This is a genomic window from Mycobacterium sp. PTI7, assembly GCF_056679845.1.
In genome coordinates, this window is the sequence record NZ_CM155252.1 from 3,696,194 (window position 1) to 3,707,917 (window position 11,724).

An 11,724-nucleotide genomic window follows, 5' to 3' on the forward strand; every position below is an offset into this window, starting at 1 on the left:
ATATTAACCAAGGTTGATGAGAACTGCTTAAGCCGCGGACGCGGCGACGCGGTACCGGACGAACGCGGGCACCGCGACCGCGGCGATGATCACGCCGACCACGACGAGCACCCCACCGCCCGCCGCGGCAGCCGTGGTCCCGACCGCCGCCGCGGCGGCACCGTGCAGCGTGTCGGCCACGCGCGGCCCGCCGGCCACGACGACGATGAACACCCCCTGCAGCCTGCCGCGCAGTTCGTCGGAGGCAGCCTCCTGCAGGATCGTGTTCCGGAACGCCGACGACACCATGTCGGCCGCGCCGCCCACCACCAGGAACGCCAGCGCCACCCACAGCAGCGTGCCGGCGTGACCCGTCCATTCCCCGTCGCTCCGCTCGCCCCACAACGCGAACCCGCTCGCCACCCCGAACCCCGTCATGGCCAAGCCCCACACCACGATCGCGATCACCACCGCCAGACCCTGGCGCCGGATGCGCGGCAGCCAGCCGGAGAACACGCCGCCCGCGACCGCGCCGATCGAGATGGCGGCGGCCAGCAGGGCCATGGTCGAGCCGCCCTCGATCGGCCCGCCGAAGCTCTCGTGCGCCATCTGCGGGAACAGCGCGCGCGGCATGCCGAAGATCATCGCGATCAGGTCCACCACGAAGGACATCAGCACCACGGTGTTGCCCGCCAGGTAGCGGAAGCCCTCGAGGACCGCGCCGAACCCCCACCGTGCCGATCCGCGCTCCGTGGACGCCGGCGGGATCCGGCCCAGCCGGAACGTGGCCCAGATCGGCAGCACGCAGGTGATCGCGTCGATCAGGTACAGCGTGGAGAGGTCCACCCAGTGCAGCATGATGCCGGCCAGCAGCGGCCCGACGATGGACCCGAACTGCGTCACCGTCATGTTCAACGCGTTCGCGGCAGGCAGTTGTTCGCCGGGCAGGATGCGCGGGATCGCGGCCGCCCTGGTCGGCGAGTTGACCGCGTAGAAGGCCTGCTGAAAGGCCAGTAGGCACAGCACGAGCCACACGTTGTTCAGCTGCAGCGCGGCCTGCAGCCACAGCAGCACCGACGCCACCGCCAGACCGCACGACGCAATGATCAGCAGCGTGCGGCGGTCCATCGCGTCGGCCAGCGCGCCGCCCCACAGGCCGAACACCACCAGCGGCACCAGCGCGAACAGTCCGGCCAGCCCGACGTAGGCCGAGTTCTGGGTCAGCGCGTACAGCTGGACGGGCACCGCGAACAGCGTGAGGCCCGCACCGATCACCGTGGGAATGCCTGCCCACCACAGCCGCGCGAAGTCCTTGGTGCGCAGGGGTGTGGTGTCGGCGAAGAGCCGCGCCACCGGTTACCGGGCGAGCGGAGCGACGTGGGGCGTCACGGCTGCAGTCGCTCGAGGGTGCCGGAGCGGACGTCGACGCGAATCCTGTTGTGCAACCTGTTCTCCCGGCCTTGCCAGAACTCGACCTCGACCGGCGAGATCAGGTAGCCGCCCCAGTGGGGTGGCACCGGCACGGGCTCGAGGTCGGCGAACCTGGTCGTCACGTCCGCGAGCTGGCCGAGCAGCGCCTCGCGCGACGCCACCGGCTCCGACTGGTGCGACGCCCACGCACCCAGTTGCGAGCCGCGCGGCCGCTTCGACCAGTACTCGGCGGTGTCCTCTGCGGACACCTTGCTGACCTCGCCGCGCACGTGCACCTGACGGCCCAGCGCATACCAGGGGAATGTCGCCGACGCGTACGGACGCACGGCCAACTGCCCGCCCTTCGCGGAGCCGTAGTTGGTGAAGAACGTGATCCCGGAGTCGTCCACGCCCTTGCACAGCACGGTGCGGGTCGTGGGCCATCCCCGGTCGTCGACGGTGCCGACCACCATGGCGTTGGGCTCGGTCACGCCGGCCCGCTCGGCGTCGGCGATCCAGCTGCGCAACAACGTGATCCAGCCGTCGGCGAGCCAGTCCTCGTCGAGGTCGGCGCTGCCGTCCTTCTCGACCGACCCGTACTCGACGCGCATCCGGACGAGGTGGTCACGATCGTCGTCGGACCCGGTGTGGGCCGCCCCGGCGGGCACGGATTCGGGCATGCCGGAAACGCTACGCCCGCCGCGTCCGGGAGCCGTTACCGGCCGGTAGCGAGGGCCTCCCCGGCAGGTGCGAGAATTCCGGCCATGAGTGGCTCGCCCGTCGCGCCCGACGGCATCCCCCAGGACTTCGTCGCCGGCCTCGAAGGCGTCGTCGCCTTCACCACGGAAATCGCAGAACCCGACAAGGACGGCGGCGCGCTGCGCTACCGCGGCGTCGACATCGAAGACCTCGTGAGCAGGCGCGTCACGTTCGGCGACGTATGGGCGCTGCTGGTCGACGGCGAGTTCGGCAACGGCTTGACACCTGCCGAACCGTTTCCGCTGCCGATCCACAGCGGCGACGTCCGGGTGGACGTGCAGGCGGGCCTCGCGATGCTCGCCCCCATCTGGGGCTACCAGCCGCTGCTCGACATCGACGACGCGACGGCGCGCGATCAGCTGGCCCGCGCCTCGGTGATGGCGCTGTCCTACGTCGCGCAGTCCGCCCGAGGCATCCACAAGCCGGCGATCTCGCAGCGCACCATCGACGGATGCGACACCGTGACAGCGCGATTCATGACGCGCTGGAAGGGTGACCCCGATCCGCGGCACGTCGAGGCGATCGACGCGTACTGGGTGAGCGCAGCCGAGCACGGCATGAACGCGTCGACGTTCACCGCGCGCGTGATCGCCTCCACCGGTGCGGACGTCGCGGCCGCGCTGTCGGGCGCCGTCGGCGCCATGAGCGGCCCGCTGCACGGCGGCGCGCCCGCCCGCGTGCTGCCGATGGTCGAGGAGGTCGAGCGCAGCGGCGACGCCCGGTCGGTGGTCAAGGGCATCCTCGACCGCAAGGAGAAGCTGATGGGTTTCGGCCACCGCGTGTACCGCGCCGAGGACCCGCGCGCCCGGGTGCTGCGCGCGACGGCGCAGCGGCTGGCGGCGCCGCGCTTCGAGGTGGCCGCCGCACTCGAGCAGGCCGCGCTGGCCGAACTTCGCGAGCGCAGGCCCGACCGCGCGATCGAGACCAACGTCGAGTTCTGGGCGGCGGTGATCCTCGACTTCGCCGGCGTGCCGCCCCGGATGATGCCCGCGATGTTCACCTGCGGGCGGACCGCCGGCTGGTGCGCGCACATCATGGAGCAGAAGCGGCTCGGCAAGCTGGTCCGGCCCGCCGCGATCTACGTGGGTCCCGAGCCGCGCAGCGTCGAGTCGGTCACGGGCTGGGACCGCGTCACGACGTCGTGAGCGCCGCCACGTACGCCGCTGCGGCGGAGGCCATCACGGATCTGGTGCGTCGGATCCCGGCCGACGCGTGGGACGGGCCCGGTCTGGGCGAATGGGACCTGCGCTCCCTCGTCGGGCACGTGTCGCGATCGTTCGTCACGGTCAGCACCTACCTGGGCTCCCCCGCCGAGCACGCGGACCTCGGCAGCGCCGTCGACTACGTCGTGCGGATGCGGAAGTACGCGTCCACGCTCGGCGCTGCCGACGTCGTCGAACGCGGCAGGCAGGCCGGCCGCGACCTGGGCGACGATCCCGCCTCGGCCGTCGCGGCGCTGGCGTCGGCAGCGCTGGCCGACGTCGCGGCCGCGGGTGACCCGCTGATCACGGTGATCGGCGGACTCGGCATCCGGCTGAGCGACTACCTGCCGACCCGCACCTTCGAACTCGCGGTGCACGGCCTCGACGTCGCCCGCGCCGCAGGCGTCGAGATCGCGTTGCCCGCGGCCGTGCTCGAGGAGGCGGCCGTCCTGGCGACCCGCGTCGGCGTCGCCCTCGGCAGCGGCGAGACGGCACTGCTGGCGCTCACCGGACGGGCGGCGCTGCCCGCCGGCTTCTCGGTGGTGTGACGGTCGGCTGCGCGGGCATACCGCGGCCATGACGATTACGAGTGACCACCTACGCCAGCTGCTCGACGCCGATGACGACGACGCGGTGCTGGTCCTGATCGAGGGTCGCGCCGAGGTGATCGACTCCGACGCCATCGACGACGACGAGCACCGCGGTGCGCTCGAGGTGATCTCGCGGGCCGACCTCGTCGAGCGCCTCGACGGCGAGGACCCGTCCGACCACGAGATCGAGGAGCAGGCCGCCACGCTGGACGCGACGGTCGACGAACTCGGCGGCTGACCGATGACTTTCGGGAGCGGGCCCGGTCGACACTGGTGACCATCCCACTTCCGAAAGGACGCCCACCATGGCGATCGACGTCCAACCCGCCGTCTCCCCCTATCTGATCGTCGACGGCGCTGCCGCGGCCATCGACTTCTACGTCGCCGCGTTCGGCGCCGAGGAACTCGGCCGGGTGCCCGGACCGGACGGCAAGCTGGTGAACGCCGCCGTGCGCATCAACGGCTCGGTGGTGATGCTCAACGACGACTTCCCCGAGATGACCGGCGGCAGGTCGATGACACCGACCGCCCTGGGCGGCACGCCGGTGACCATCCACCTCACCGTCACCGACGTGGAGACGCAGTTCCAGCGCGCCGTCGATGCGGGCGCCACCGTCATCGCACCCCTGGAGGACCAGTTCTGGGGTGACCGCTACGGAGTACTGCAGGATCCCTTCGGACACATGTGGTCGATGGGTCAGCCGATGCGCGAGGTGAGCGCCGATGAGATCGCGCAGGCGATGTCGGAGATGTCGGAGGGCTGAGCCCGGGGCGGCCGCCGAACGTGCCGCGATGGCGACGGATTCGCGAATTCTCCGCCGTGACCGCACGTTCGGCACCTTTCGACTGCACGGTTACGTGCCACGAGTTATAGTCACATTGACTCTAACTCCTGGAGGTCCCGATGGACGCCTGGCTGACCGCGCTGATCCACCCGCTGATGGTGGAGTCGTTCACGCTGTGGGGCGCACCCGTCAGCCGCCTCGAACTGCTGGGCTTCGTCACCGGCGGCCTCTGCGTGGCGCTGACCGTGCGGCGCAACGTCCTCAATTTCCCGGTGGGCATCGCCAACTGCGTCTTCTTCCTGCTGCTGTTCGCCTCCTCGCGACTGTGGGCCGACGCCGGACTGCAAATCGTCTACATCGCCCTCGGCGTCGCGGGCTGGGTCCGGTGGACGCGCGGCCGCACGGGCGACACCGCGCTCGTCGTCACGCGCGCCCCCGCCCGCGAGATCCGCAGGTGCCTCGCGTTCGTCGTGGTGGGCACCGCCGTCGTCTACGTCGCACTGCGGCACGCCGACGGGGCGGCCCCGCTGTTCGACGCACTGACGACGTGCCTCTCGCTGGCGGCGCAATGGTTGTTGAACGGCAAGCGCATTCAGACCTGGCACTTCTGGATCGCCGCGGACTGCATCTACATCCCGCTCTACGTCGTCAAGGACCTCAACCTCACGGCGCTGGTCTACGTGCTGTTCCTCGGCCTGTGCATCGCCGGCCTCCGGTCGTGGCGGCGTGCGATGGCCGACGACGCCGCGCCGACGCTCGAGCGGGTGGCGTCGTGACCCGCTACCGGCACGGTCTGCTGATCGGCAAGTTCTACCCGCCGCACGCCGGCCACCACGCGCTGATCCGCTGGGCCGCGGGCCGGTGCGACCGGCTGACCGTCCTCGCGATGGCCGGCGCCACCGAGACGATCACCCTCGCCGACAGGGTGGCCTGGCTGCGCGACGAGCACGGCGGCGAACCCGGCGTCCGCATCGTCGGAACACGCTGCGACGCACCGATGGACGTCACCGACGAGCGGGTGTGGGCGGCGCAGGTCGCGATCATGCGGGCCGCACTCGAACCGGAGGCGACCGTCGACGCCGTGTTCTGCGGCGACTCCTACGGCGCCGAACTGGCCCGCCGGTTCGACGCCGATCCCGTGACCGTCGAACGCAGCGCGCTGAGCAGCACGGCGGTCCGCGCCGACCTCGCCGCCCGGTGGGTCGATCTGGCGCCCGCCACCCGCTCCGGGCTGACCACCCGCGTCGTCGTGCTGGGCGCCGAGTCGACCGGCACCACGACGGTCGCCCGGGCGCTGGCCGAGCACTACCGGGCCTGGGGCGGGCCGTGGTCGGCCACGACGTGCGTGACGGAGTACGGCCGGGACCACACCGAGATCAAGTGGGCCGAACAGCCCGGCCGGCTCGACGACCTCGTCTGGGACACGGCCGACTTCGACGTGATCGCCACCGAGCAGACCCGCCGGGAGAACGCGGCGGCCCGTGCCGGGTCGCCACTGCTGGTCTGCGACACCGACGCCTTCGCGACGGCCGTGTGGGAGCGCCGGTACCTCGGCGCCGCCGCGCGCGTCGGCCAGCCGTGGACGGAGGTTCCGCGCCGGGCCGTCTACCTCGTCACCGATCACGACGGCGTGCCGTGGGTCGACGACGGCATGCGCGAGGGCGACCTGGCGATCCGGGCGGCGATGACGGGATGGTTCACCGACGCGCTGACCCGCGCCGGGCACTCCTGGGTGCCGCTGACCGGGACGCTGCAGCAGCGCGTCGACCTGGCGATCCGCACCGTCGATCCCCTGCTCGACCTCGCCGCCCGGTTCGGCGAACCGCTGCATGGCCCCGGCTTCGAGCGCGTGTCGGCATGAGCGAGCGGGAGTGGTTGCGCGACTATGACCCTCGGTCGTATCCCCCCTTCGCCGTCACCGTCGACCTCGCGGTGTTCACGCTGCGCACCGACGGGCTCTGCGTGCTGCTCGTCCGGCGCGGCGAGCACCCGCAGCTCGGCAGCTGGGCACTGCCCGGCGGCCACGTCCGGCACGGCCGGGAGTCCGCCGACGACGCGGCGCACCGGGAGCTGCTGGAGGAGACGGGCCTCGATGCCCGCGAGTCGAACGCGCACCTGGAACAGCTCGCCGCCTACAGCGCACCCGATCGCGACCCGCGGATCGCCGCCGGGCTGCAGGTGGTGTCGATCGCCTACGTGGCGCTGGCCCCGGGCCTACCGGATGCGGTGGCGGGGACCGATGCCAGCGATGCCCGGTGGACCCCCGTGGCCGACGTACCCACGCTCGCCTTCGACCACGACCGGATTCTCGCCGACGCACTCGAACGCGTTCGCGCGAAGCTCGAATACACCACGCTGGCATTGCACTTCGTCACGGCACCGTTCAGCCTGGCCGAACTGCGTCGCGTCTACGAGACGGTCTGGGGCGGGCACGTGGAGCCGGCGAACTTCCGGCGCAAGGTGCTCACCACTCCTGGCTTCGTCCGACCCGTCGCGCGCGCTTCGGGTGCGGCGGGGCGGCGCGGGGGGCGACCGCCGGAACTCTACGAGCCGGGCGGCGCCGACCTGGTGCTGCCGCCGCTGTCCCGGCCGTCATAGCTGGGGCGCGTAGCCGGCCAGCAGACCGGTCGGCAACGCGTTGGCGGTGGTGATCGAACTGATCGCCGCGATGCTCGCCGGTTTCGGGGTCCGTTCCAGTTCGGGCGTGGCCGGATCGGATCCGTACAGCCCGAACTGGAGGTGGTAGCCGTCGGCCCATTCGAGGTTGTCGACGAACGACCAGTAGGTGTAGCCGCGGATGTCGGTGCCGTGCGCAAGCAGGTCCTGCACGACCGCGAGGTGGTTGACGATGTAGCCCGGCCGCTTCGTGTCCTCGTCGTCGGCGATGCCGTTCTCGGTGATCCACACCGGCTTTCCGTAGGACGCCGCGGTTTCGAGCACCTCGCGGAAACCGCCCGGATCGATCGGCTGGTTGAAGTCGCTGCACGTCGGCGACTCCGCGGCACACCGGATCGGGAGGCCGCGCAGGAACGGGAAGCCCGGCACCGGCGCGAGGCCGAAGCCCTGCATCGGCTGGGAGCCGTAGTACTGCACGCCGAGCCAGTCGACCTTGTCGGTGAAATCGGCGTGGACTTCGTCGGCCGTCTTGACGCCGTCGAGGTTCGCGTCGACCCAGCCGTCGATCACCGCGTTCGGGAACCATTCATTGTAGAACTGGTTCCAGGCATCGGCGGCTTGCACGTCGAGCGGGTTCCTCGGGTCGGACGGGCGCGCCGGGATCATGTTGTTGGTGAATCCGACGAAGGCGGCCTGCTGGCCCGCGGTGGCGACGGTGGTGTCCCACTGGTGCAGCGCGTCGTAGGCGCCGACGTGGCCGGCGGCCTGGTTGACCAGGAACGTCGCGGCGAGGTCGGGGCGGATCACGCCCGGCGGCCACGCGGGCACCAGGCCCGGAATCGCGAAGAACTGCGTCAGTACCGGCGGGAAGGGCTCGTTGATCGTGGCCCAATTGTCGACCTGGTCGCCGTACTTCCATGCCAGATATGCGGCGTACTTGCGGAATTCGATCGGTGTGTCGGGCGAGAGCCAGCCCGCAGCCGGCGCGGGCAGACCGAGCTGGATCAGCGGCCGGGCCGCGATCGGATCGTGGATCCACGACGGCAACGCGAAGTGGACCACCGTGACCATCGGCTCGAGGCCGTGCGCCCGCAGCGACGTCAGGACGTCGCGGTAGTGCGCGACCTCCGCCTGATCGGCCAGCGCGTCCATCGCCTGCAGGTCCGCGAGGGTGATCTCCCCGCCCTCGTCCGAGACATTCACCGGCACCGTCGAGTTCGGGAACAGACGGCTCCACTCGATGCTCATCCGGAACGTGTTCATGCCCAGTTCCTCGCGCGCGAGCTGGGCATCGCCGTCGTACTTCACGTAGGCACCGGGGCCGTTCTCCGGGACGCCGTTCGTCAGCCCGAGGAACTGGTTGATCGGATCGTGCACCCACCTGTACCAGTCGGAGTTGGGATCGACGGGTGAGCCCGGGCCGCCCTCGGCCTGGAATCCCGCGTGCGCGACGCCCCAGTGGAAGCCGTCGGGGAACGACAGGTCGATGCCGTCGACCGGGCTGACCGTCACCGTGATGGTCGTCGCGACCCGATGTCCCGCACCGGGATTGAGGAAGTTGCCGAGTATCGGCACGAACTGCAGCAGGCCGAGCGGACCGTGCACGTGCAGACCGGCGGCCGCGTCGTCGACGACCACGGTGAACCGGTCGACGCCACCCACCGCGGCCATGGCGTTGGTGGGCCGGTAGGTGAACGTGCCGTCCGCCGCGACGGAGACAACACCGCCGTTGAGCGGCCTGCCCACGACGTCGATGGTGTGGGCGTCGCCGTCACCGTCGCCGATGCCGAGGTGGCCGGTCACGACGACGTCGCCGTCGGCGTCGAGGCTCTGGGTGTTCTGGCTCGCGTCGTAGGTGATCGTGGGCGTCTCGTTGAACAGCTCGCGCCGGACCCACGCCAGCAGCGCCCACGGCGACGGGTCGGCAGGCAGGGCCGGCGCTCCCGCGGCGAACGGACTGAGCACCGCGCTGACGAGACTCGTCACCACGCCGGTCACGTAGGTCACCACGCTGATCGGATCGAACGCCGTGGGCCACGGCCGCAGCGACGGCACGGCGGGTGGAGGCGTTACGGCCAGTGCCGTCGGCGCGACTCGGAGTGACGGCGCCTGGACGGTCGGTGCGTGGACCGTCGTGGGATGGTCGTCCGCGCGGGTGACCACCTCGGTGGCCTCCACCGAGGTGACGGGCTCGGCGGCCGGTGGGGCTATGTCATCAGGTTCGTCGTCGGGTCGGTCGGCGGATTTCGAGGACGCCGGCTCCCGTTCGACGGTGGGGGTCTGCGTCGGCGCGGGGTCGTCGTCCTCGTCGCGTTCGTCTTCGTCGTCTGCCGAACCGCTGGTGACGGCGCCGCCGGTGCTGACCGTCACGCCGGGGGGTGCCTGGCTGGTCGTGGCACCGGTGTCGGGGTCCGGCTCGTCGTCGACGTCCGGATCGGACTCGTTGTCGGTGTCGGTGGTTTGGTCATCGGAGGGCGACTCGGCCGGGTCGGGCCGTTCCGCCGTGTCACGAGTCGACTCCGCGGACGTCTCGGACGACTCAGAGGTGGGCTCGGCCCACGCGACGCCGGGTGCGGTCAGCACGGCTGCCCCGATTCCCAGCGCGACCGCGAGCGTGCCGACCCGACCCGAGCATGCCGATGCACTCATGCAGTCTTGCTATACGCCCGACCGCCGAGGCGACGGGCGTTTCGCAAAAGTCGCCGGGTGCCGGCCTGGACCTAGAAGCCGAGGCCGGCCAGGAGCCGTTCGCGCATGGACGGTTTCGGCGCCGTCGCGGCGGCGGCGAGCATGTCGGAGATCGCGGTGAACTTGTCCCGCGGCCGGTCTGCTCCGCCGCGCGCGATCTCCGCGGCGTCGATCGCACGCCACCCGGCGACGTCGACCAGGGCGGGCTGACGCTGCCGGACCAGCCGGTCCAGGGCGGACGACCGGCCGGTCGGATCGGTCAGCACGCCGGCGTTGAAGTCGGCCACCAGTTCGCGCACCGTCTGCGCGGCGCACGACTTGTTGGTGCCGATGAATCCGCTCGGGCCGCGCTTGATCCAGCCGGCGACGTAGGTCCCTGGCGCACCGGTCACGCGGCCGCCGTCGTTGGGCACGGTTCCGGTCGTCTCGTCGAACGGGAGATCCCGGATCGCCTTGCCGCGGTAGCCGATCGACGTGAGCACCAGCCCGGCGGGCAGGGTGCGCACCTCGTCGCCACCGGTCACGGTGAACGCCACGTGCTCGACGCGCCCGTCGCCGAGCAGCCGCTGCGGGGTCAGCCGGTAGGCCAGCCGGATGCGGGGACGTGCGCTCGGCACCGCGGCGTCGCCCAGCGTGGCCAGGATCTCCAGCTTGCCCCGCGTCAGCGGGTCGGTGGCCTCGGCGAGGTCGTGCCGGACCAGCTCGTGGTCCTCCGCGTCGAGCACCACCTCGTGGGTGGCGGTCAGCCCGATGAGTTCGGGCAGCGTGAACGCCGAGCCCGCGGGTCCGCGCCGGGCAGCGATGACGACCTCGCGCACCGACGAGTCACGCAGCGCCGCGAGGGCGTGGTCCGCGATGTCGGTGCCGGCGAGGTCGTCGGGGTCGGTGGTGAGGATGCGTGCCACGTCGAGTGCCACGTTGCCGTTGCCGACGACCACCACGCGCTCGTGGCTGAGATCGACCGGCAGCGCGGCGTATTCGGGGTGACCGTTGAACCAGGCCACGAACTCGGTGGCGGTACCGCTGCCCGCCATCCCCATGCCCTCGATCTCGAGCCGACGGTCGTTGGGCGCACCGACCGCGTAGAGCACGGCGTGGTGGTGGTCCAGCAGCTCGGCGTGGCTGACGTGGTTGCCGACCTCGACGTTGAGGTAGAACCCGAAGCCCCGCTCACCGGTGATCTTGTCGAACAGCGCGGTGACGCGCTTGGTGGTCTGGTGGTCGGGCGCGACGCCCGCACGGACCAGTCCATATGGCGTCGGCAACTTCTCGAACACGTTGACCTCGACGCCCCGCTGCGTCAGCAGTTCGTCGGCCGCGTACATCGCGGCGGGTCCCGAGCCCACGATCGCCACCCGCAGCGGTCCGTCGCCACGTTCCACCCTGGGCGCCTCGAGCACCGGCGCCAGCTTCGACGTCGGCGGCAGCTTGCCCTCGCGCGTGGGGTAGAACGACGCGTTCAGCTCGACGAACGGGAGCTGCTTGGGCTCCAGCCGCGTGTCGGGCGAGATCGCCCCCACGGGGCACGCCGATACGCACGCCCCGCAGTCGACGCATGCCACCGGATCGATGAACAGCATCTCGGCGGTCGCGAAACCGGGCTCGTCGGGCGACGGATGGATGCAGTTGACGGGGCACGCGTAGACGCACGACCCGTCACTGCAACACGACTGGGTGATCACGTGTGGCATCGAA

The 11,724-nt window shown here is 71.2% G+C and carries 11 protein-coding genes; 7 read left to right on the forward strand and 4 right to left on the reverse strand.

The annotated features are described in order from the left end of the window. Window positions 1-27: 27 nt before the first annotated feature. Window positions 28-1,332 (reverse strand): MFS transporter, encoded by a 1,305-nt coding sequence (locus tag AC1MEY_RS17760; RefSeq protein ID WP_480226758.1) that lies wholly within the window; start codon window positions 1,330-1,332, stop codon window positions 28-30. A 32-nt stretch (window positions 1,333-1,364) separates the two neighbouring features. Beyond that, window positions 1,365-2,069, reverse strand: coding sequence for a pyridoxamine 5'-phosphate oxidase (gene pdxH, locus AC1MEY_RS17765; protein ID WP_480226759.1), 705 nt, complete (start codon window positions 2,067-2,069; stop codon window positions 1,365-1,367). An 84-nt stretch (window positions 2,070-2,153) separates the two neighbouring features. On the opposite strand from pdxH, the gene AC1MEY_RS17770 reads away from it, so the two are divergent. From AC1MEY_RS17770 to AC1MEY_RS17800, 7 genes are all read left to right on the forward strand, one after another. Continuing rightward, a complete protein-coding gene (locus AC1MEY_RS17770) occupies window positions 2,154-3,293 on the forward strand; it encodes a citrate synthase 2 (protein WP_480226760.1) in 1,140 nt (379 codons plus the stop codon). Continuing rightward, window positions 3,290-3,898: a maleylpyruvate isomerase N-terminal domain-containing protein gene (locus AC1MEY_RS17775; RefSeq protein ID WP_480226761.1), complete on the forward strand. Its 609-nt coding sequence runs from the start codon at window positions 3,290-3,292 to the stop codon at window positions 3,896-3,898. The genes AC1MEY_RS17770 and AC1MEY_RS17775 overlap by 4 nt, the downstream gene beginning before the upstream one ends. Before the next feature lie 28 nt (window positions 3,899-3,926). Beyond that, window positions 3,927-4,178: a hypothetical protein gene (locus tag AC1MEY_RS17780; protein WP_480226762.1), complete on the forward strand. Its 252-nt coding sequence runs from the start codon at window positions 3,927-3,929 to the stop codon at window positions 4,176-4,178. A 67-nt stretch (window positions 4,179-4,245) separates the two neighbouring features. Further along, a complete protein-coding gene (locus AC1MEY_RS17785) occupies window positions 4,246-4,704 on the forward strand; it encodes a VOC family protein (RefSeq protein WP_480226763.1) in 459 nt (152 codons plus the stop codon). Window positions 4,705-4,844: 140 nt separating this feature from the next. Continuing rightward, complete coding sequence (gene pnuC, locus AC1MEY_RS17790; RefSeq protein WP_480226764.1) at window positions 4,845-5,501, forward strand: nicotinamide riboside transporter PnuC; 657 nt, start codon at window positions 4,845-4,847, stop codon at window positions 5,499-5,501. Continuing rightward, a complete protein-coding gene (locus AC1MEY_RS17795; RefSeq protein ID WP_480226765.1) occupies window positions 5,498-6,586 on the forward strand; it encodes an AAA family ATPase in 1,089 nt (362 codons plus the stop codon). Before pnuC ends, AC1MEY_RS17795 begins: the two co-directional genes overlap by 4 nt. Then, on the forward strand, window positions 6,583-7,323 hold the full coding sequence (locus AC1MEY_RS17800) for an NUDIX hydrolase (RefSeq protein ID WP_480226766.1): 741 nt from the start codon (window positions 6,583-6,585) through the stop codon (window positions 7,321-7,323). The genes AC1MEY_RS17795 and AC1MEY_RS17800 overlap by 4 nt, the downstream gene beginning before the upstream one ends. Here the strand turns inward: AC1MEY_RS17800 and AC1MEY_RS17805 are convergent. Beyond that, window positions 7,318-9,990, reverse strand: a complete 2,673-nt coding sequence (locus tag AC1MEY_RS17805; RefSeq protein ID WP_480226767.1) for a family 1 glycosylhydrolase — start codon at window positions 9,988-9,990, stop codon at window positions 7,318-7,320. The two genes, AC1MEY_RS17800 and AC1MEY_RS17805, sit on opposite strands and share 6 nt — an antisense overlap. 71 nt (window positions 9,991-10,061) lie before the next feature. Next, window positions 10,062-11,720, reverse strand: a complete 1,659-nt coding sequence (locus tag AC1MEY_RS17810; protein ID WP_480226768.1) for an FAD-dependent oxidoreductase — start codon at window positions 11,718-11,720, stop codon at window positions 10,062-10,064. Window positions 11,721-11,724 lie beyond the last annotated feature (4 nt).

Bases quoted from the DNA above. Each gene is read 5' to 3' on its own strand.
- pdxH (WP_480226759.1), bottom strand. From the start codon at position 2,069: ATGCCCGAATCCGTGCCCGCCGGGGCGGCCCACACCGGGTCCGACGAC.
- AC1MEY_RS17780 (WP_480226762.1), top strand. From the start codon at position 3,927: ATGACGATTACGAGTGACCACCTACGCCAGCTGCTCGACGCCGATGAC.
- AC1MEY_RS17785 (WP_480226763.1), top strand. From the start codon at position 4,246: ATGGCGATCGACGTCCAACCCGCCGTCTCCCCCTATCTGATCGTCGAC.
- AC1MEY_RS17810 (WP_480226768.1), bottom strand. From the start codon at position 11,720: ATGCCACACGTGATCACCCAGTCGTGTTGCAGTGACGGGTCGTGCGTC.
- pnuC (WP_480226764.1), top strand. From the start codon at position 4,845: ATGGACGCCTGGCTGACCGCGCTGATCCACCCGCTGATGGTGGAGTCG.
- AC1MEY_RS17805 (WP_480226767.1), bottom strand. From the start codon at position 9,990: ATGAGTGCATCGGCATGCTCGGGTCGGGTCGGCACGCTCGCGGTCGCG.
- AC1MEY_RS17800 (WP_480226766.1), top strand. From the start codon at position 6,583: ATGAGCGAGCGGGAGTGGTTGCGCGACTATGACCCTCGGTCGTATCCC.
- AC1MEY_RS17770 (WP_480226760.1), top strand. From the start codon at position 2,154: ATGAGTGGCTCGCCCGTCGCGCCCGACGGCATCCCCCAGGACTTCGTC.